This window comes from uncultured Porticoccus sp. (assembly GCF_963975625.1).
Classification (GTDB): Bacteria; Pseudomonadota; Gammaproteobacteria; order Pseudomonadales; family Porticoccaceae; genus Porticoccus.
Window position 1 is genome coordinate 54792 of sequence record NZ_CAXBHS010000009.1, and the last position, 20800, is coordinate 75591.

Here is a 20800-nt window from a genome sequence, read left to right on the forward strand (position 1 = left end):
GCTAAACGGCGAGCGGTCGCGAGTCCGGTGAAGGCCACGTATTTTGTGGCCGTAACGAATTTGAGCGGATTGTTATACATGATGATCTAGGCGGCGCATTAATAACGAGGCTAAGCTTAAATTATCTAAACATTGATCAAGGGTTTCAGGGAAAGAATACTCATGCCCACGCGGATTCCGTATGGCCATTACCGATCCAGCAAAAATAAACTGAAATCCCTTTTGCTCATCAATTTCGCTAGCTGTGCTCAAAGGGGTCAGTTGAATTAATGGTGAAGTGTCGCTAAAAGCCTTCATCATTAGTTTATACCCACTATCTGATTCCCCCGAAAGATTCTGAACCCTCTTATCAATATACTTGTATGCTTCAAAAGTAGCTTGGGCATAATGTCCATCATCAAACAGTTTTGATGTTATGGTAGCGATTTCTGGATGAATGTTCCGCTCATCGAAAGGATGCATTTCTGTACTAACTTTTGATGATCTAGCGAACGGCGCAGATGCACGTACAATTTTCTCGAATTTATCTAGCATTTTATGCATCGATTAGATTTTCTTTAATGCTTTTAAAGATTGCATCATAGGTTTCCTTGGTTCCATCAGCAGGGAGATTGATCTCTACCCTGACTGTAAGACCTATATCCCGATTTCCATTTTTTTGTCCAGCGCCAGAATTCTTACCTAGATCTACAGACAATGGCGTGCTTGGGTTTGCCTTGCTTTTTGGTTTTGGTTTTGATTTTGTTTTTTTATTTTCGGTTGAACTTCCATTCTTGTTGCCTCCCCGTTTAACAGGGACCTCTCCATGACCAGATAATGCAGCAAACACCTTAAATGTATTTGCTTGACGTCGTCCGATAGCATCTCCGGTCTGGTCGTTCTGCCTAAAGAAAGTTATGAGATCATCGTTATCGAGACCCCATGTGGATTCTCCATGCAGCTCAAACAGTGCCGAGTACGCTGCTTCCACCAACTCCGAGAATGCTTTTGAAAACTCTTCGTCTTTATGATGAGAAAACACAGAAGAGGCTTGCGAGGTCTTTGTTCCTTCGCTATCAAGCAAGCCAATAAATTGGAGGGCATTTATTAAGTGACTTTCATTGTTGGGTGCGAGTCCCAGCTTTTTGACGGTATCTGAATTCACCTTTGTTGGGAAAGACTTCCTTAGCTGAGAAACCATCAGACTGATATTGCCGGGACCAGATATATATGGATGTGAATCCGCCATAACTATTTCCTTGTGATGAATTTTATTAAGTATGTCGAAGTATTACGTATAACATTTGTATATCGCGCACGCGCGCTCTGCCGAATCTGATATTCGGCACTTTTTGATAACGGATTGATACAGAATAGAAAATTGAGACATATCCGATTCCCTTCTGAATAAAGCGAGTTTTTCCTATTATCCAAAATAATAGGACCTCATTATATCCTTCTTACTGCTAGCCCCTTGTTTTTCAATCATGTTTAGGCAACCGGCTGGATAACGAGCATGGACCGAGTATAAACCGTGGTCTCGATTTGACAACATTACACGAGGAAAGCCAGCCCATTGGACCGATTACAGGGAAAATAAAAGGATAATTTACGCGCCTTCCCAAAGCAGGGAAGGCAGGTATAACCATTTGAGTTTAATGGTGCCCGGAGCCGGGGTCGAACCGGCACGGAGGTTACCCTCCGAGGGATTTTAAGCGGTAGTCTGGCTTCAACTCCGGGGTACTCCCTGCTTGTATACAGCGCGATTCAGCAGGTTTTTCAGAGACTTACAAAAAGGGATCATATGCCGGAGTTTGACGCTAATCGCTCTGGTTCACTCTCCCGAGGCTCCTATTTGCTCCTTGGATAAGACCTGGAACCGGAGGTTTCAGGAGTCCAGAAATGCCGCGAGTAAAGCTCACAAAAACCATCGTTGCCGGTGCCCAACCGGGAGAGACCGACATTGAATTGAGGGATACCCTCGTCCCCGGATTTTTCTGCAAAATCACCCCAACCGGACGCAAGGTTTTCATGCTCCAGTATCGCACAAACAGTGGCAAGCGACGCAAGCCGTCTCTTGGCCTGTTTGGCGAGCTGACTGTCGAACAGGCCCGCACCCTCGCTCAGGATTTGCTGGCGGACGTACGCCGGGGCAATGACCCTTCAGGCCAAAAAGCCAGGGATCGGCAAGCCCCGACGGTTAAGGATCTATGCAAACGCTTTATGGAAGATCACTGTATACCGCACAACAAACCACTTACCCAAAAGAAAAACCAGTACCATATCGATAAATATCTTCTCCCCTCCATGGGCACCCTGAAAGTCCACGAGGTGGAACGGGCAGATATTTTGGCGCTCATGAAGCGCCTGGAAAAAACACCCACCCAGGCTAACCGGATACTGGCTTGTGTTCGCAAAATGTTCAACCTGGCTGAACTTTGGGGGTACCGCCCGGATGGCACCAATCCTTGCCGACACGTGACCAAGTTCCCCGAGAAAGGCAAAACCCGACTGCTTACCGACAAAGAGATGATCCAGCTATTCAGGCAGCTGGATAAAGCGGAAAAAGAGGAGCTTGAACACCCTTCCCCAATTCTCGGCATCCGACTCCAGTTTGCCTTTGCCGCCAGGATGTCAGAAATCCTGGCGCTACAATGGGAGTGGGTAGACCTGGTCGGTCGCCGAGTCGTCTGGCCCGACAGCAAAACCGGTGACATGTCCAAACCTATCAGCTCGGAAGCCTACGAACTGCTCTCTGATGCCGCAATCCACAGCAAATCGCCGTACGTCTGCCCTGCCCTGGAAGATCCCAACAAGCCGTTGACCCAAAATGCCTACTATGGCGCCTGGCGCCGCATACTGAAAAGGGCCGGCATCCCCCTTGTTGGCACACATGGCATACGGCATCGCGCTGCCACCGACATTGCCAATTCAGGTGTCCCGATCAAAGTGGGTATGGCGTTGACTGCCCACAAAACCGTGACCATGTTCATGCGATACGTTCATGTCGAGGATGATCCGGTGCGGGAAGCCGCCGAACTGGTGGCAAACCGACGCCAGATCATAACCGGGTTCAAATCAGGTAATACGGAAATCTAACAACACAGCACGCTGTACTGCCCAAATCATCGCTTCACGAAGCGCTCCTCCTGATAGTAGTTCCAGGTTATCTCGGTTCCATGATGTCAGAAACTGAGTTATACTTCTTACATCATGTAGAGGCGCCACCAATGAAGACTTTGCCAGAAACCATCCTTCGACGTGCCCGCTCCCTCCCCGAGGGTGGTGTGCTGTCGCCCAAAGAATTCTTGCACCTGGGAAGCCGGGCCGCCGTCGATCAGGCGTTCTCACGGCTGACCAAGGAAGGCAAACTGATGCGCGTGGCGCGTGGCACCTACGTTGCCCCGGTATCCAGCAGGTTTGGATCGCGCGCGCCCTCCCCTGAAAAAGTCATAAGCTCGCTGGCGAAGCGAAGTGGGGAAATCGTCGTTCGACACGGCGCCAATTCAGCCAACGCCCTGGGTCTGACCCAACAGGTACCCATCAAAGAGGTTTACCTGACCTCCGGCCGCACTCGAAAACTCAAGCTGGGCAAGGGGGAAATTTTGGTCAAACACGCCCCGCGCTGGATGCTGGTCCTGGGAACCCGGCCTGCCGGCGAAGCCGTGAGAGCACTGGCCTGGATCGGATCGGCACACGCCGATACATCCCTGGCATCGCTGCATCGCACCCTTCCCCCGGCTGAATGGAAGGCACTGGCCTCGGCTCGTGCTGCCCTGCCTTCCTGGATGGCACAGGCAATTGGGAAGGAAGCGGCACATGCCTGAAAGTTTTTTTGAGCTTAGCCAGAAAGACCAAAGAGAGGCGATTGAATACGCGCGAGCGGAAACCGGGCGCCCTGCCCATCTATTAGAAAAGGATATCTGGGTGGTATGGACACTTCGCACACTATTCGACGCGGCAATAGGCGCTGACCTAACCTTCAAGGGTGGCACATCCCTCTCCAAGGCCTACAAGGTCATTGACCGCTTTTCAGAAGACATCGACCTGACTTACGACATCCGCAAATTGATTCCCGACCTGACAGGTGAAAGCGGTGAGCTACCTCGCAGTCGCAGCCAGGCCGGCAAGTGGACGAAAGCTGTGCGTCATCGTCTACCCGATTGGATCACGACACATATTCAACCTGTCATAGAAGCCGCACTGGCCAAAGAGGGACTCCAAGCGCAACTTGAGCAGGGCGGCAAGGATAACGACAAACTGATGCTCCGCTACCCCGCCCTCACCAAGGGCACAGGGTATATTGCCCCGGTTGTCACACTGGAATTCGGCGGTAGGGCAACCGGTGAACCGCACGAAATACACTCCGTAGAATGCGACATTGCCGAGCACTTGGCTGAGATCGAATTCCCCAGTGCATCACCACAGGTCATGAGCCTGGCCAGAACGTTCTGGGAAAAAGCGACGGCTGCCCACGTGTTCTGCGCCCAGGGCCGTCTTCGTGGAGAGCGGTATGCTCGACATTGGCACGATCTGGCTGCGATCAGTCGAAGCCACCATTACACTACGGTCATATCAGACCACACTGTCGCGTCAACTGTCGCGCAGCACAAGGCGCACTTCTTCATCGAAAAAGACACAGAAGGCGAAGTCATTGACTATATCGCCGCGACAACGGGAAGGCTGAAAATTGTTCCAGACGGCGATGCGAAAACCGCACTTGCCAAGGATTATGAAGCCATGATGGCTGACGACGTCATGGTTGGAGAAGCACTGCCATTTGATGCACTGCTGGAGGCCTGTGCCGCCATCGAAAAAGCCATCAACGAATCCACAACAGGTACAAAGTAGAGATTGGGGGCGCCGTGAGCTATCGATATCGACGACCCAGCCTATGCGCGCAACGGGAAGTCAAATGTCATAACCGGAAACGCGGCCAACCTAGATACTGGTATAAAAACGACTTGCCGATAGACATGGCCCACTCAATCATCAACGAGGGGTCTAACCCATTGAAGGTAAAGGATTTAAAAATGGCTGACTATCGGCTTTACCGTCGGAAAAATACCGTCACGGTCCTACTTCAAACAAAGGTGCTTCTACTAAAATCCATACCTCAGACGAGTACTTTTCCCGTATAGCCGCTGACATTACGGCATCACGCTCGAGACTACCCTAACAGACTGAAGTATATCGGCAATGCGTTTCGCTGCGCCGCCACGTACATGTAAACCAAGCTCGAGCGAATATTCGAATGACCATCTGTGCATGTTGGATGACCCCACATAAGCCGATACGTTGTCTGCAAGTACCACCTTTGCATGAAACGTTTCATTACCCAAAGCGCCTGGCCGCTCAAGACGAAAGTTTAACACTGTGACACCCAGGTCATGCAACGCATCTTGTACGCCAGTAAGACCTGGCGGAGCATGGCCTTCTGAGGTCGCTCGTAGGATGAGACACATGTCCGACACATTGGCTCGTTCGAATAGGTTGAGCACGATTACAGCTCCAACATCATCAAGATATGGAGTCATGACAACAAAAGACGAGTGTGCAGACTCAGCTATAGCAGGTAGCAATTGCTTTGTATCCCTTAGCCCCCAACTTCCTGAGAGCATGCCCTCAAGCTGAACAGATACCTGACTTGGTGCCGGTGGCTTTGTTAGCACCACATCGACCCGGTCTTCGTCGCAATGAACCCTGCTACGGTAGAGATACGCGCCACGCAATAGTGGAGCAATCTGCGAAGCTAGAGATTTCTCATGCACGCGCCACGTTAGTTCTGTCGCTTTTGAAAATATTCCTACCGCCTGCCCAGCTATCAGAGCGCGTTCAACATCGCCTGCACGAGCGTGTGGTAAACCGATGCGCGTACAGATAGCCCTCAGTTCTAACGGCATATCAAGTGCATCAACACTAGCCATCTCACAGAGTGGAGCCCCCACCTCGCACAGAGGAGCAAGAGCATCGAAGGCGGCTAGCAGATCAGTTTTCATAATCTTCGTTGACTACTTCTAGAAAACCTCGGATCCGCTGTCCCTTGTGGGTTGCATCTTCCCGTGGTGCTGGTCCGCCTTTGAGCACGGCGCGTGACAATAGCTGGTTCTGCGCAACACACGAGGTCTCGGGAATCATTATGCAGTCCGGGCATGCTCCACCAGCACCATCGCAAAGTCTTCCAGAGTTGCAGCGGTGTGTAGAAGTCTCAAGCAACCGCGACAGAAAACGGTTGTTCTCGTTACGCCACAGAGAGGACAGGTTTCCAAGGTCCATCGTCGTACCATTCCGGTATACGACAAATGCCAGATCCAACGGGAAAATGTATTCACCCATCGAGCCTAGGTCCAGTCCAGACAGCTCCGCGACATTCTTCATAAGCACGTGTGCATATGTATGCAACAACGTGTAAACATATCGATAGGTCGATGCATCATCCTCTCTGAGCAAGGAGAAGTACCGTCCGAATGGCTGCGCCACTTGTAACAGTCGTCCACCCAACAGTAGCGACTCGTCACCGTCCCACTCTGGCAGATCGTGCACACCAACTGCCTGTAACCACGTGTATACGACTTTAGGGTCCAGCCGGACGTACAGAGCCTCATTGGCCTGGGTCACAACGTAAATCGGCCGCTGTCCATTGCGTAGAGGCTCAAATAGTCGTAACCGAACCGGCATATTCTGCCCACGTTTTTCAAAGGTGGGCGTTGTCGACACCCTCGTGTAACCGTGCGTGAAACGACACAAGTCAAATTCGCGAATCAGTCCGAGGTCGTCCAACCCGAGCTTATCCATCAGGTGTTGTGTCTCCGCTTCCTGGGCATGCTTGACAGTTGCATCCTTCGGCGCCAAGTCGTTATCGAGATGATTAAAGCGCACAAACGGAGATCGCCCCCCATCGGGTGCAGCCGAAAGTTTTCCCCGATTAAGTGCTTCATGTTCCACAGCCAAGACAAACGGATCGAACCGACTAGTATATTCACTGCGATTCGCCAGTTGCACCATCACGGCAGAAGGCAAATCGACGCTGGGTCGCACTAATGGTGGGTCGCTTGTAGTCCAGCGAGTAACCAGCTTTCGGAGCTCACCATTCATGAGATTGAGCACTTCAGTATCACCCCTGGCTTCAGCGTCTCTTCGCATGCGGTCGATAGTTTCGTAGGACTCCCACTCGCTAGCCTTGCCTGCCGCCAGTAGAGCCTCCTTCATCTCGTCGGGCGTAAGCTCCGCGCCACCAAAGTGAAACTTGGTCGCAATAAAGGCAGCCAACTCAGCATGCATCTGTGGCTCAAGAAGAGTTATGAGTTGGTGCTCCGTCTCAGGAAAGAGCACAAACTGCTCGGCTTGGGGATAATATGCTGATGACGCGCGGTAGGAGATTGGTTCCATGCGGCGCTCTCCGATTCGCGCACCAGCACGATCGCGGAAGACTCCTGTAGTGAATCGGTCATTCTGGCGCCATTCGTTGCTACCCTTATGCCCGCAAGTCGGATTAGCACAGTAGAAGTGCCACTGACCAATTCTTGGTGAATCGGTATTAAGTTTAAAGGCTTTACCCCCACATACCGTGCATTCCTCTCCATACAACCACGCGTCGTCGGTGCGATTGTTCCACTCCCAGCGCCCAGGGGTAGCGGGCATCCATTCACCTGACCAGTGCACAAAAATTACGTCAAGCTGGCGCCATTGGCATGGACCGGTTGCTCCCGCTGCAGTGCATTGAGTATTGCGGAGAGAACCTATGTTTTTGGACAGATCAGAGGCCGACTCGAATCTCTTAAACAGATGACACTTGTTACACACAAAGGTCAGCGGAGCAGGAGCATAGCCCATCCGAAGCGGACTTAGGAATGCTAGACGATCACCAGCAAGCGGCACCACAGAAGTACCACTGAGAAGCGCCTCATCGAGGCATTGATGCGGATCGATTTGTCGATCAGAGGTACTCATTGAGTAGGCGCGAGCGAACCAGCTCTGCCAGACCTCCTGCAGGCGAAGAATGATTTGCGCCTTGGTCTCAGGTCTGATCGGCGCATCGTCGACGGATGCCGAGAGGTCGGGAATTGATATACATGCGCCAAGCCCCCCTTCGAAGGTAAAGAACGCCCCAGGCGCGTACGCGGACCCCAGCTGGTTGCGCGAACGAGCCATCGTAGGAGCGCTAAGTGCCTTCTCGTCATCCTCCGATGCGAGAAATGTTCTTCTTGTCGCCATATCAGTCTCCTGCCTGTGAGTTATCCGTGCCATCGTTGTTAGCGACACCGTGACGAATCAAGTCCATCACCATCTGAACTTCGCCTGACAACTGCTTACGCCCTCCCCCGTCGCGGGATGAAACTTGAATGATGCCTCCTTGATCGACATCTCGTAGCGACGTCATCGGCTTTAATAACAAATCTGTCTGACTCTTGAAATAGCCGTCCATCGTGCCACTACCCCAGAGCGGGCTGCTCCATGTATCCACGATAAGGCTCCGCGTACGCTGGTCGATTCGTTGACGATAGTGATCTTCTCCTTCGGGAGCGAAACCACCTCGCAGACCTACCGCAAGTTCGATAAATCGGTTGATTTCGTCAATGAGAGCGTCTCCTCTTCTGGAGAGCTCTCTTCGCACATTCGGAATGATGGTGAAGTCCGGTGTCTTATTCTTTTCATTCTCCGGAAGACGTAGCAATTCGTGACTTGGCAATACTCCAAGCATATATGCCTGAAAAAGGCTCGGAAACACACGTTCAATGGCACGTTCTGCCCAGCGATCAATAGCCGCGGGCTGAACCATACGCTCAAGAAAACGATGGAAGATATCAAAGACATGGACAATATGACGGTCGCGACGGCGTTGTGGCGTTGGCAGCAATACAACGAAGCCGATATGCATACGCCCGACACGTGACGAGGCTTGGATGTATTCAGCGATATCTGAGGGCATACCGGCGAAAAACATTGAGTTGAACTCATCGACATCAACACCATGCGAGATGGCAGATGTGGCGATGACGGAGCGTAATTGCTCGCGGATAGGCGAAAGAGGCTGCCCCGGATCCACGCGCAGCTGAGCTGTGTCCACCACTGCCTGAATTTCACCCTGCTCCACTGAGCCTGTAATGAGTCTTGTGTCGATCCCAGCCAGTTCGATGCCTTCGTTGAGATGACGCTTACGTGTCTCCTCTGCCTCGGCGGCCATAATCTGATCGCCACCCTTTTTATTAGTTACATAAGTCAGTGCGATACGATGCAAATCGACGAGTGTTACGAGTTCCGAAGCACTTGCCGCCAACAGAACTTCCTTGTGTAGTCCTTGAATTGGCCCCGGCGATACGTGATCGGCCAGTTGCTGTTGCACTAACCTGAGCTGATGGTCATCGCCACTCACAAGGCTGTCGAACAGACGCGTGATGATCAAGTGGAAGCCTGAAAGAACCGCCACACTTGTCGAGGTGTGAGGCTTACCATTAGTCATGAACGCCGTATACACACGAGCTTGTTGGCTGGCAACTTCGATATTTGGATTGGCTCGCCGAGCAACTTCTTCGACGGCAGCCTCCGCAGGCTCTGCGTAAAAAGACCCGTATAGCGAAGGCCCTGGCTCAGGAAACTGCGTGGCTGGAATTGAACGTTGGTACAAGTGCTCTAGCTGCCGCTCCGGATCTGAAACCGTCGCTGATGCAGCGATAATCTTGGCTCGTCGACGTCGCCCTTGAGGATCAACTGCAACAAACTCACTCAGCGGCTTGCCTAGGTATTCGAAAACAGCATCTAGCGTCGACTCGAATAGCCCCGCGAAAGTACCCAATGACTCATCAAGTAGGTGCGCCTCATCCTGAATAGTAAGACTGGGAAAAGGGTCATGAAATATCCTCTGCCCCGATTTATAAGCGGGATACACACCCTCCATACCTTTGGTTTCTGGCCCCAGGGCAAGCTCCTTATTGTCAGGGATATAGAGACGCCCATTGGCAGGTTTGAACCATGGCGCGGCTCCGAACATGCCATAAATGCGTCGAATGGTCCGACTGGAATGTCCAATAAGTGCCAGTTTATCGACCGTACCGAGCAGTACGGATGGCGCTAGATCATAGATGTCTTCATCAACGATGTAGAACGGCAGCGGCTGCCATTGCCCCTGATTAGAATCGCACTGAATATCGGTACAGACGTGCCCAAGCGTCTGGTCACCGTGCTCAACAAACAGACGGAGCGCAGTTTCTTCCTGGCAAAACGGGCACTTGGGCAGCTTTCTCCAAGCGCGCAGTGCGGCGGAGTACTTCGCGTCGTCCTCCCGAAGTCCCTCCTCATCCGTCAACCCTGGCGGCGTAGTTGTGACTTGAGGGATGCTTTTGACGCCTTTTGTATTGTGGCGGTTCGGCGAACCTCCACTCCCTACCCAAAAACCGATGGACAACCTATCACCAGAGTATTCATACCGTCGGCGCACACGTTCAGCCCAAGCGAGCACACGAGCACAACGTTGTGCCTGCTGAATCGTGAGCAACCGCAATGGATAACGAATCAATGCGGTAACACCGCGTTGCTTCCCGCGTAGCCTGTCGAGCATCAGGTTAAAGACGAGCAAGCCGAAAAATGCCTCAGACTTACCTCCACCCGTGGCAAAGTACAGGAGGGTAACAGCGTCATCGCGACGCTCGTCGTAGAAATGGCTAAACTCTTTGATACGGGAGGCCAGCGCTGGGATATTAGCAATGATGAAGGCCAGCTGGAAAAGGCGCCACTCATTATTGTCGTGCTTGAATCGCGATTGCATGAAGTCAGCCATCGCTTCGTTCATTGCAAGCCAAGCTTCGTAGACGATAGCTTTTGGATTCGATTGTTGCCCTCGTTCTTGCCATACCGACTTGGACTCTCGTAAGCATTCAAGCCCAGCCGCGATCGAGTTCATTTCTGCTGCCCACTTGACAATATCCGACCGTAAAGCCTCCGTCTCTCGTGCGATGCCTTCGCTATCAGATGAATCAAGTCCTTCTTTAGGATTCACCTCACCAGGTAACGTATCCATCCATGCCTGCATGGCTGGCACGAGCGGCTCTATTCCTTTTAGGCCTTCAGGCTTCGCAAGCAGGCGCACTTTCCGTTTTACTCCATTGGCACTGGTCGGCACGATACGTGGCTGTATGTAGCGTGGAGTCCAAGTGGTTTCTAACACTGAAAGTTCAGGCTCTGATTCTACGCGAACAACCCCACAGTTATGTCCCATTGCCGGATAGTTAAGGTATTTGTTGAATCGGTATGAAGGCTTGATGCGCTCCAGCCTTAGCGAGTGGTGATCCGCCGATGGCAACTGAGAGCGCAGTGATACGAGAAAGACAGCTTCTTCGGTCTCGTCGACATGCTGGCGAGGAGCCTGGCTAACATTCTCCAGTGCTACAAACAAGTTGCACCTCGAACTATCAAGCCAATCAGTACTAAATTGAATATCCCAATTAAGCTGAATATTTGGAATAGCTATTGGTAAGTCAGACTTTCGGACTCTGTCGAGGAAGTCTAGCCAATTGGTGTACTGGCTAGCTGGAATGGTGAGCTGGCGACGATATCCCCACTCCTTTCCTCCTGTCTCTGGATCATCGCTATGAACCCATTCATCCAACCGTTTGACGATGGCATCGTTCATACGCCCAGCATGCTCATCGGCGTCGCGTTGAAGTTGAACACTGGATCTAGAGGTATCCAGTTCAAGCGCAGGGAGGTCAACCTCCAAACGCATCCACTTGTGAGGAACTGCTAGGGGTTCAAAATGTTCATCCTTGATTGGAGGCGTTCCAGGCGCGGTAACGGGAAATGCTTCTTTCAGCGTATCACCTGACTCGTCTCCTCCAGTATCGCCACCTGCTTCAGTTTCAGTAGCTTCCTGTGGTAAGTCAGAGGTCAGCAAATGCCTTGGGATACCCTTGGCAGCATATACTTCATCAACAACCTTTTTGCGAATTTCGAGCCAGCCCGGATGCTTCCACTTGGAAGTGTATGTGCCTTTGGCCTTCTCCCACTCTTCATCCAAACGTTTGTTACGCTCGGCTTTGAGTTCATCAATCACAGCTTGTCGCAACATGAAGACTGGCCTGCAGTTGGGGCGCTTGAGATCCTTTTCATGCGGTAAGACACGCACATACAATGAAAGCTGCGGCTGAATTGTTATCACCGAAGGAGATGTCGCATTTAGCTGCATCTGCAGCCCGTGTGATGAAACCCAGATAGGTGAAGTCACCTCGTCGTCGCCAGACGGGTTACGTTGCGGCAAGAGAAAACCAGAATTCAAGAGCGCCCTTGGGCGGGCTCCGAACAAATACTGCCCCGTGGAGCCCTGGCCGCTCAGTTGCGCATAAGTCAGGTTAAGAATGCTATCAACCACTGCTTCCTTCAAGGTGGATGAAATCTTGGCGGGGTCATCTCGGACTACAGATTGATTCATATATTCTGCTCCTTGACAGAGCTAATCCATTCGATGGTTGCCACGCTCTCACGAGCGTGATCGAACAATAGTGTAAGTGTCTGTCGTTTGATATTGGAGTTGGTCATGACTGACTCGGGCTGCAATAGCATATAAGCGTAGATATCTGAGATATGTCGACCATCCAGTCGGCGTGAGTTTCGAACAGCCATGATAACGCGCTGCCATTGATATGCTGCTTCCAAGGGAGAAAACCCTAAAATATCTGCAAATGCTTTGAAGGCTGCTTCACTTCGTGGGGCTTGTGGTCGAAGCTCCTCGAAAGGAGTATTTGGCGATTCACCCAGATCTATCCACTGTCGTATTGACGCCTCCTTCGGTAAATCAGTTTCCAACCTAGGATCAGTATCGAGGATTCGCTTACGCAGCTCCCTGGCGTTATCGGCAAGCGTACCTTCCGAGAATTTTTCAGTGAAGCGCTTTTGTACTTGTTCATGATAGCTGCGCAATGCCTCTTCAAATGTCTTATCTGTATGAATAGGAACACCAGCCTCACGTAGCACTTGCTCAACCATTTCACGCAGTTCAGCCGACATAACAAACAGCTTGTCACCCACTTCTAATGACTTGATTTGGCAGACTCTGAATCCCCGGTCTGATGAGTGCAATGATGTAGGATCGTAAACGTAGACCTCAGAGCTTTCTCGTCGATACTGAGTAGTGCCATTATCCAGTCGAATGATCCATGCATCAGGATCGATACCCTTGTATTCAGCGGATACCTCCCCGGAAAGATCTACACGAAAGGTAGGCAAAGTATAGTCACTGGTAGACAAAACTGATGCATCGTTCGGAAGGTCCTTTAATTGACGAAGAATTGATTCAATTCGCGGCTTAAAAGATCTAAATTCTGAGAAATTTTCAATAATGGGTTTTAGAGAGGCACGCAAAAACTGACCTGCTCGTTGTGTGAGGAGAATCACTGAGTGTGCAGGCACTCGATCATCGGTAAGAACTAATCTCAGACAAACTTCATTCAGACCTGCAAAGACAAGTGTAGACCTCTCACTCTGTCCCAGATGTTCTTCAAAATGTGTAGCTGAAATAAGATGAACGCGGTCTCTGAAGGCATCGAATAAGATACCCCCTGGATATTGACGGTACTCCGCTAGAAAGCGCTCCGCCAATCTACGATAAAGGGCACTGGTAAACACGACGGTGACCTCGTGCTTTTTTCCTTTAATTGCATTTGCTACGATCTCAGCCAATTTGTGAGCAAAAGGAGTTGCTTCTTGATAGCTGGCGAACAGCTCAGAGCCTTTATCTATACATTCCATCAATGCGGAACGGCTTTCTCCAACTCCCACGTCACGATCAAATTGGTTTAGCACACTAATTTGAGTAAGCCAATCAAAAGCTACTCGGGTGTGCGCAGCTACATCAGGCCCTGATAAGTATTCGGATAAGTGCTTTATACCGCATGGAAGAGCAGCAATACGTGATACATACGCCGCTGCATCCACTAGGGGTTTGGCTCCTTCTCTCCCCCCAGGAGTACCTCTAGCAATCCGCGTCAATTTATTGGCAACTTTAGCGACATCCGAATCGACAATATAGACTTCGAACTCCTTTGGAACGGGATGCAGGCATTCGTATACCCCTTTAGACAATAGCCCTTCAGCTCCGACAGTACTTGGGAAACCATCAATCTTAAAATGCTGAGGTGTTTTCCAACGTAGATCTGGCTCACGCTTATTGTTACGTTTCCAGAGTTCATCCTTCAGCTTATATGCCGAATGAGGCTCATCCGTGACAACAATCACACCGGGAGGTTTTTCATAAAAAACTTCTTCTAGCGCCATGCAGAAACGTGCAATTCTCCCCTTCCAACCGGGAGCCTCCAATCGAACAGCACGTGTAGCAGAAATTAGCACCACCTCAGGTGGAGAGAGACCAGCAAGTTCTTTGAGCGCCTTATTCAACTCCTCATCCGACATTCGGCCATCGAGCGCGAATAAAGCATCTGGAGCCGACCTCGGGGCCCCTATGACTTTGCACTGCAACTCCTTCAAGGACTTAGCATGTGCTCGCTTCACCAACTTAGTACGTATAAGCGCAAGCAGCTTGTCAGTGCAGGGTTCCCATTTTTCAAACTCAGGTGTAGCAAGAAAGCTAGGCAATAACTCTCCTATGGTTGGATTGAAATGCTTCCCCTCAGCATTTGGTAAACTGGCGTCACTGAAGGAGTAGAAGTAAGCATCTTTATCAGGAAAAGAGCGTTTAACTAAACTGTTGGGGGACACCTCGGCCAGTCTATTTGCTATATCTAGTACTGCAGTTCGATCGAAATGAATATGATTAAGGGGATAGAACACATTCGTCTTTACTGGAAAAAGAACCCCTCTGATGCCTTGTTTATCTCCTTCTTGCCAACGTGCCAGAGTCGCCAACGCATGCACTAATGTTAATGTCTTCAACGTAGCCGGCCATACAAGCGCAATGTGTCGTGAGCGATATTCGGCTGCATATAGATACAAATCTGCCAATTCAACTAATGTGCTGGATGGGGTACTCGGGAATTCATCTTCGTCTCGAAATAAATCTATCAACGAACTCTGGACTCGTCGAATAATCGGAGGTAAAGGTTTCGGCTTCTGTTTTTCTTTGCCCTCCTGCTTTTCCTTATTCTTACGAGATGGGCCTATCGTTTTTGACACAAGATCAGGATTGCGCTGCTTCTTTCTGGCGAGTAAATTCAGCGCGTTTTGTTTCGCCTCTTGCCGCTGCTTCTCCGCCTCCTTTAGATCTTTGAACTTGTCTTTACGCGCCATAGGACTTGTCCTGATATAGGGAGTAGCTTATGAGTGACTAATTTCCAAAAGCACTCTGTGCTGCTTCTTCGAAATCACGCCCCTCCGATAAAAGTTTTTTCAACTTATCGGGGTTTGGCAGAGGTAACTGCTTAAGCTCAAAAATAGACACATTCGTTGCTCCAGATATACACCTAAAACACCTATCGATTATTGATAAACCTAGCAAAAGGGACAATTGCGCAGGTGCCAATGCTGGCTCTGGCACAGTTTGTTCTAGGATGACCGTATGGTTTTCACCAACAAATCCACCGTAAGTCTCTAGAATTTCATCCGGAACAGTTGCTGCAATTAAGCGCCTCGACTGATCATTCGAGGTTACACGTTGCAAGATGACGCTAGGGTGTCGAACTATTGATTGGTGTGACTTCGAGCCTAGGTCCACAAAGCAAGGTTCCTTGTTGAGCTTAGGGGACCCATCGAACCGCAAACGTCCATCAGAAGCTATGTCACTGGACCAGAGGAGTGGAATAGCTGAAATAGCTTTTGCCTTAGCAACATTCTTTGCCGATAAATAGGTAGGACGCTGGTCACGGTTCCATACAAATGCTCCAATCCGAGCCTTATAGCCATAATCAACAATGGTAAACTTGGACTTCGTCGCTCGACGTAATAGTTCAGTATCACTTTCAGACCGAGGAATGGGCCATGCCGAACCAGAGTTTGGTAGCGAGCATTTCCCAACATTCACATACTTCCCATCTCGAGATACGACACATACCCTCGCAACTCCATCAACGGTATTTCCTCCTTCTTGGCGCTGCATAAGAGTAAGAGCGGTTTCCTGCTCAACGTCTATGAAAACGCCCAAACGATCACTCACCATGCCGATACTAAGCAATTTAGTATGGGATATGAGATAAGTGCGCAACTTTGAAAAATATTGTCCCGACAAAAAACTCGTGGGCGTCACCAGAGCACATCTGCCTTGAGGTGCGAGCAGATTTACGCAAAGCGCCATAAAAAGCGCATAGAGGTTTGGCTGAGCTTCGACGATCTTCGAATACCCATCGATATACATCTTCACTTCTTCAGATTTCATTTTACGAAACGGCGGATTGCAGACAACAACGTCCAACTTCCCCTCCAAGTGCGACATTTGGAGTAGTGAATCGGCGCATGCAATCTGAAATTTTGGGATAAATCCAGAGGTAATCACTTCCTCATGCAAAACCATGAGCAGAAAATGTCTTGAGAGCCGGCATAAGATGTTGTCTTTATCGGTTCCGTATAAATGCTTTTGAACATGCCTAAGAATTTGCTTCGGGCTTGCCCCTTTAGCTCGCAGCATATCTTGCATTCGCATGGCGATTGGAGTCAGGAAAGCGGCTCCGCCGCAAGCAGGGTCACAGAAACTATTAACAGTAAAATCGACCCCATCAGCCTCCAAATCGTCTAACAGACGTTTGGTAAGCGAAGGAGGAGTAAAGAACATTGCTAATTGTTTGCGATGCATATGTCCAACCAGTTGAGCATAAGCAGACGCCAACCAATATGTTGCTTCTGACAAGTCATACGATTTGATGAACTCAACAAAATCGACTACTGTGGCATCGTTCTGCAAAACGAGAGGGGCTGGCAATCCTGACCGAGGCAATCCTTGGAATGACAGTTTGCACCAGCGCGACAATGCTGCTCCGATTAAGGCTTCAGCTGTAACTTGACGTTCACACATGGTGTGATTTAGTAAACGAACAAATCGCTGGAAACGGGTCTTATTAGGTACAGCCATAGATTAGTGCGTCCAGTCGATTATTATAGATTCCATATCAGCTTCGCCCGGTGCTGTCAGAAAATTCCTGTACTACAACGAGAAGCTCAAACAATATCTGTCTCATTCAATACATTCCGTAACTCTTGTCCTGCTTTCTTTAAAACTTCATCGGCTCCATCTAACTCCCGCCTACCGGCATAAGCCAATGCCAACAATGTCAGGGGATGTACCTCCATCACCTGGCAGAGTTCGTCGATCTTGCTCAGTGTTGGATTCTTCAAGCCTCGCTCCAGAGAACTCAAATAGGTACGACTGGACACCTTGGAGAACGCTTCCTGGCTTAGGCCGCGCGCTTTCCTGATTGTCTTTAACGCCTTGCCTAATGAGTTCTCCGTTGCATTATCTCGGTTTCCGTATGACGCCATGCTAGTATCCGATTGCGCCCTATAGGGCTACAGACTATAGCATTCATTTAACCATGTATTCGCTTGAACTTGCACGTTCACCAAGCTCTGATAAGTCATTTTGTGCACAAATCTCCGCGCGACGAGCGGAATTTCGGACATGATTTTCCCTATGGCCGATCTACCGGCAGGCCTGCCGTCTTGATGGGAGTTGAGCGAGCGTCCTTCCTCCTACCCCGCCGAAACCCGCGATCCCGCGCCATAAACGCCTCCAGCATATGCGGTATCAACGTCACCGCATCCACCGGCTCGCCGTAGGTCTGGGCGTGCAGCTCGGCATAGCGCTCCAGATCCGCCTTCAGGGTCGCCGGGCAGGCAAAGGTCAGTTTGACGGTTTCGGTCTTGGGTAGCGGTCCCAGTCGCAGCTTGTTGGTGGTCATGGCGTAGTCACCCGCTGGTAGATCAGTGGTTGGTATGGCCGCAACACCAGGTCGCGGTTAACGATCAGGCGCACCGGCAAACCTGGGCGGCTGGTCAAGGTGGGCTGAATATTAAGGTTGCGGCGGGTGACCTCCTGGCCGACCTGGTTGATGCTGTCCTGCGCGCTGTCCCGCCCGGCGATGATGACGCGGTCGCCGTCCTGGCGATTCTCTGGCGCGGCCAGTTCGGCGCCCACACCGAGCAGGGTGGTCAGGGCGGCACCTGCGAACAGGCGGTCCCAGTGCCAGTCGACGCCGTCCTCCAGACCCGTGTAGCCAGCGGGGTCGGTACCGGCGAGGTTGTCGAGTTGGAACGAGGAGGTGTCCGGTAGGATGACCCGCTGCCAAACCACCTGCACCCGGGTCTGCCCGTAGCTCACCTGGCTGTTGTAACGTCCCAGGATGCGCGAACCTTGAGGGATCAGTACATGGCGGCCGGTGGCGGTGTCATAGACCGGCTCCGTAACGGTGGCGATCACATCGCCCGGCAGGTCGGAGTTGATGCCGGTGACCAGGGCACCGGCAATCACCGTGCCGGCCATTACTTGATAAGGGGACACAGGCGTTTGCAGATCCCCGGAATTACGGGTTTCTGTAAATGAGAAGTTACTGAGAAAGGCTTCCTTCTGTTCCTGGCGGTTCTGCAGGGCAATGGGGTCGGTCTCTCCGGGAGGCGCGCCCTGCAACATCGCCAAAGAATCGAGGGCGCCCAGGCCCTGATTTATCGGCAACCCCTCTCCTCCACCTGCAACAGAAGCTATGGTAGAAGACCGTGGTCGAATCGACCCGAAGAATACGGCAGAGGCTGCGGCCTCTTCCGCTTCCTTGAGGCGTGCCAGTCGGTCGGCTTCCGCCGAGTCCTGGCCGTCCCGATAACCCATGGCCTGCCGCTCCGCCTTCAGAATTGGCTCACCCAGGTCACCCGGCAGCGGCTTACCCAGACGAGGCACTTCAGGCGGCAGTTGCGAATAGTCCGCTGGCAAACGGGCCAGTCCTTCGGAATGAGCGACGCGCTCGACGTTGTACAATTCGTCCGCGCCATTCAGATCGTCCCGCTCGGGCACCCGCAGCGACCAGAAAAGGGCACCCAACACGGCGGTAGCGACACCACCGGAGATGACCGCCAGCATTCGCCGGTTCAGTCGCGTGACCGGCCGCGGCTGGGCACGCAGCGCCACCTGTTCCGGTGCCAATTTCGGCGATGGTTCTCGCTGTGACTGATTCGGAGTGCTGTCATCGTCCATGCTCACTCCCTCCGTACCCCATCGGTTCGCTCAATGCGTACCACCTCCCCTTCCTCGCCACCCAGGCGAAGTTCGGCGGCACCGAAAAGCCGGTCCACGATGTAGTAGGGCGAGCGAAAACGGTAGTTAACCAACTGCCCATCGCCCTGCGGGCCGATCACAAACAGCGGCGGCAGTTCACCCTGGGCGATCCCGGCTGGGAACTGGATATAGACCTTCCCACCATCATCGAAGGCTCTCAGCGGTCGCCATGACGGCTGGTCGCCAGTCAGGGCATAGCGGAATCGCAAATTTTCCAAGGACAAACCCCGGTCAATCGGCGCGGCCACCTCGGCCGCCTGTGAGCGACGTTGCAAGGCCAGCATACGATCCCTCGGGTAGTCCCAGGAGACCGAGGCCATCCAGGTGCGCTCGGTCGAGATCAACTCCATCAGATAGGTACGGCGATTGGTGGTGATCACCAGGTTGGTCCGGATGTCCACGCGGATGGGTTTGACCAACACATTGACCCGCTGCTCGGCTCCGGTGCCACTGGACGTATCCCCCACGATCCAGCGCACGGTATCGCCAGCGGCGACCGTCACCAGTTCCTCGCCGGGCTGCAGGGCAATGACGGTCACTCGCTCCGGGCTGGCATAGACCTGGTACAGCGCACCGTCGGCAAAGGGCCAGACCTGTACGGCATTGACATAGCCTTCCCGCGTCGGTGCCACACGCGCCTCCTCGTTAGCCTGGGTTATCTGTACCTGTGGGCCTTCGGGCACGACTTCCTCAGCATCCGCTTCTTCCGTGGGTAATGGCATCAGTTGCCCCGGCAATGGCAGGGGTTTTGGCACTTCGACCACTTCTATTGTTCTGTCGGGCTCCGGCAACAGGGTTGCCGCGACCGGTTCGTCCAGGGTAATTTGTGGCGGTTTTTGCGGCGTGGCACAGCCGACCAGTGCAAACGACCCCGCCAGCACCAGGACTCCTGTACACCTATTCAATGGATTGCTCATGGCATCTTTCCTTCAGTGGCCTCCAGTTCCCGGCTCCACGACAGGCCATTGACGTAGATGCCCAATGGGTTGCGGCGCAGCCGCTGCTCGGTGCGCGGGGTTTGCAGCACGACGGACACCACTGCCGTCCAGCGCTCAATACCGGCCGCCGCGCCGTTCACAAACCGGTGCTCGCTCCAGCGCACCTGAAAGGAGCTGTCGCTGGCGCGCACTACGCTGTTGATCTGCACCGTCACCGATTCTTGGCCGATACGGGCAAAGGGATCATTGCTGCGAGCGTAGTCGTTAAGCACCGCCGCCCCGCGATCGGTGGTGTAGTTGTAGGCGTCCAGCCAGTTCTGGCGCACCACCACCGGATCGATGGAGAGCGAGCGCACCAGGGTTATAAAACGGGCCAGGTGATGGGCGATCTGCGCATCGTTGGGCCGGTAGGGTGTGGTCGCCTCCCCCACAGCCCGCACCTGGCCGCCCGTGTCGACCTCAACGACATAGGGCGTGACAATGGACTGGGCCGAACGCCACACCAGTCCGCCGGCCATCAGCAGGGCCAGCGCCAGGCAGCCAAAGGCCATCAGCCGCCAGTTCTTCGCCTGCACCCGGGCCGAGCCTATGCGCTCGTCCCAGGCCTGGGCAGCCGCCTGATAGGGTGTGGCTGGCTCGGGGGATTCGGCATAGCGCGCATGGGGTCGCTTGAATCGCATGAAAAACTCTC

15 protein-coding genes are annotated in these 20800 nt (G+C 52.2%); 3 read left to right on the forward strand and 12 right to left on the reverse strand.

All coding sequences use genetic code 11. From position 1 onward, the window contains the following. Window positions 1–72: 72 nt before the first annotated feature. Both AACZ64_RS09380 and AACZ64_RS09385 read right to left on the reverse strand, forming a co-directional pair. Window positions 73–543: a TIGR02391 family protein gene (locus AACZ64_RS09380; RefSeq protein WP_293614255.1), complete on the reverse strand. Its 471-nt coding sequence runs from the start codon at window positions 541–543 to the stop codon at window positions 73–75. Beyond that, on the reverse strand, window positions 536–1228 hold the full coding sequence (locus AACZ64_RS09385; RefSeq protein ID WP_293614254.1) for a DUF5343 domain-containing protein: 693 nt from the start codon (window positions 1226–1228) through the stop codon (window positions 536–538). The genes AACZ64_RS09380 and AACZ64_RS09385 overlap by 8 nt, the downstream gene beginning before the upstream one ends. A gap of 653 nt (window positions 1229–1881) precedes the next feature. Here AACZ64_RS09385 and AACZ64_RS09390 point away from each other — a divergent pair. The 3 genes from AACZ64_RS09390 to AACZ64_RS09400 all read left to right on the forward strand — a co-directional run bounded on the left by AACZ64_RS09390 (window position 1882) and on the right by AACZ64_RS09400 (window position 4830). Further along, on the forward strand, window positions 1882–3078 hold the full coding sequence (locus tag AACZ64_RS09390) for a site-specific integrase (RefSeq protein ID WP_293614253.1): 1197 nt from the start codon (window positions 1882–1884) through the stop codon (window positions 3076–3078). A gap of 131 nt (window positions 3079–3209) precedes the next feature. After that, the gene (locus tag AACZ64_RS09395; protein WP_293614252.1) at window positions 3210–3806 is read left to right on the forward strand and encodes a DUF6088 family protein; all 597 of its coding nucleotides are present in this window, start codon (window positions 3210–3212) and stop codon (window positions 3804–3806) included. Beyond that, entirely contained in the window at window positions 3799–4830 is a 1032-nt protein-coding gene (locus AACZ64_RS09400) for a nucleotidyl transferase AbiEii/AbiGii toxin family protein (RefSeq protein WP_293614251.1), read from the forward strand. Before AACZ64_RS09395 ends, AACZ64_RS09400 begins: the two co-directional genes overlap by 8 nt. A gap of 299 nt (window positions 4831–5129) precedes the next feature. Here the strand turns inward: AACZ64_RS09400 and AACZ64_RS09405 are convergent, their stop codons facing one another. The 10 genes from AACZ64_RS09405 to trbF form a co-directional block, all read right to left on the reverse strand. Then, window positions 5130–5978: a phospholipase D-like domain-containing protein gene (locus tag AACZ64_RS09405; RefSeq protein ID WP_293614250.1), complete on the reverse strand. Its 849-nt coding sequence runs from the start codon at window positions 5976–5978 to the stop codon at window positions 5130–5132. Next, window positions 5968–8193 carry a hypothetical protein gene (locus tag AACZ64_RS09410; RefSeq protein ID WP_293614249.1) on the reverse strand — a complete coding sequence of 742 codons (2226 nt, stop codon included), beginning with the start codon at window positions 8191–8193 and terminating at the stop codon, window positions 5968–5970. Before AACZ64_RS09410 ends, AACZ64_RS09405 begins: the two co-directional genes overlap by 11 nt. A 1-nt stretch (window position 8194) precedes the next feature. Continuing rightward, window positions 8195–12400 carry a DEAD/DEAH box helicase gene (locus tag AACZ64_RS09415; protein WP_293614248.1) on the reverse strand — a complete coding sequence of 1402 codons (4206 nt, stop codon included), beginning with the start codon at window positions 12398–12400 and terminating at the stop codon, window positions 8195–8197. Beyond that, window positions 12397–15210 carry a hypothetical protein gene (locus AACZ64_RS09420; RefSeq protein WP_293614247.1) on the reverse strand — a complete coding sequence of 938 codons (2814 nt, stop codon included), beginning with the start codon at window positions 15208–15210 and terminating at the stop codon, window positions 12397–12399. Before AACZ64_RS09420 ends, AACZ64_RS09415 begins: the two co-directional genes overlap by 4 nt. Before the next feature lie 37 nt (window positions 15211–15247). Further along, window positions 15248–16981: an N-6 DNA methylase gene (locus AACZ64_RS09425; RefSeq protein WP_293614246.1), complete on the reverse strand. Its 1734-nt coding sequence runs from the start codon at window positions 16979–16981 to the stop codon at window positions 15248–15250. An 86-nt stretch (window positions 16982–17067) separates the two neighbouring features. After that, window positions 17068–17388 (reverse strand): helix-turn-helix transcriptional regulator, encoded by a 321-nt coding sequence (locus AACZ64_RS09430; RefSeq protein ID WP_293614245.1) that lies wholly within the window; start codon window positions 17386–17388, stop codon window positions 17068–17070. Between the two features lie 149 nt (window positions 17389–17537). Continuing rightward, window positions 17538–17807, reverse strand: coding sequence for a DUF2274 domain-containing protein (locus AACZ64_RS09435; protein WP_293614244.1), 270 nt, complete (start codon window positions 17805–17807; stop codon window positions 17538–17540). Next, the gene (locus AACZ64_RS09440) at window positions 17804–19090 is read right to left on the reverse strand and encodes a TrbI/VirB10 family protein (protein WP_339639925.1); all 1287 of its coding nucleotides are present in this window, start codon (window positions 19088–19090) and stop codon (window positions 17804–17806) included. The genes AACZ64_RS09435 and AACZ64_RS09440 overlap by 4 nt, the downstream gene beginning before the upstream one ends. A gap of 2 nt (window positions 19091–19092) precedes the next feature. Beyond that, window positions 19093–20088: a P-type conjugative transfer protein TrbG gene (gene trbG / locus AACZ64_RS09445; protein WP_339639926.1), complete on the reverse strand. Its 996-nt coding sequence runs from the start codon at window positions 20086–20088 to the stop codon at window positions 19093–19095. After that, a complete protein-coding gene (gene trbF, locus AACZ64_RS09450) occupies window positions 20085–20789 on the reverse strand; it encodes a conjugal transfer protein TrbF (RefSeq protein WP_293614242.1) in 705 nt (234 codons plus the stop codon). Before trbF ends, trbG begins: the two co-directional genes overlap by 4 nt. Between the last annotated feature and the right edge of the window lie 11 nt (window positions 20790–20800).

Coding starts and splice junctions, on each gene's coding strand:
- AACZ64_RS09380 (WP_293614255.1), bottom strand. CDS start 543: ATGCATAAAATGCTAGATAAATTCGAGAAAATTGTACGTGCATCTGCG.
- AACZ64_RS09385 (WP_293614254.1), bottom strand. CDS start 1,228: ATGGCGGATTCACATCCATATATATCTGGTCCCGGCAATATCAGTCTG.
- AACZ64_RS09390 (WP_293614253.1), top strand. CDS start 1,882: ATGCCGCGAGTAAAGCTCACAAAAACCATCGTTGCCGGTGCCCAACCG.
- AACZ64_RS09395 (WP_293614252.1), top strand. CDS start 3,210: ATGAAGACTTTGCCAGAAACCATCCTTCGACGTGCCCGCTCCCTCCCC.
- AACZ64_RS09400 (WP_293614251.1), top strand. CDS start 3,799: ATGCCTGAAAGTTTTTTTGAGCTTAGCCAGAAAGACCAAAGAGAGGCG.
- AACZ64_RS09405 (WP_293614250.1), bottom strand. CDS start 5,978: ATGAAAACTGATCTGCTAGCCGCCTTCGATGCTCTTGCTCCTCTGTGC.
- AACZ64_RS09410 (WP_293614249.1), bottom strand. CDS start 8,193: ATGGCGACAAGAAGAACATTTCTCGCATCGGAGGATGACGAGAAGGCA.
- AACZ64_RS09415 (WP_293614248.1), bottom strand. CDS start 12,400: ATGAATCAATCTGTAGTCCGAGATGACCCCGCCAAGATTTCATCCACC.
- AACZ64_RS09420 (WP_293614247.1), bottom strand. CDS start 15,210: ATGGCGCGTAAAGACAAGTTCAAAGATCTAAAGGAGGCGGAGAAGCAG.
- AACZ64_RS09425 (WP_293614246.1), bottom strand. CDS start 16,981: ATGGCTGTACCTAATAAGACCCGTTTCCAGCGATTTGTTCGTTTACTA.
- AACZ64_RS09430 (WP_293614245.1), bottom strand. CDS start 17,388: ATGGCGTCATACGGAAACCGAGATAATGCAACGGAGAACTCATTAGGC.
- AACZ64_RS09435 (WP_293614244.1), bottom strand. CDS start 17,807: ATGACCACCAACAAGCTGCGACTGGGACCGCTACCCAAGACCGAAACC.
- AACZ64_RS09440 (WP_339639925.1), bottom strand. CDS start 19,090: ATGGACGATGACAGCACTCCGAATCAGTCACAGCGAGAACCATCGCCG.
- trbG (WP_339639926.1), bottom strand. CDS start 20,088: ATGAGCAATCCATTGAATAGGTGTACAGGAGTCCTGGTGCTGGCGGGG.
- trbF (WP_293614242.1), bottom strand. CDS start 20,789: ATGCGATTCAAGCGACCCCATGCGCGCTATGCCGAATCCCCCGAGCCA.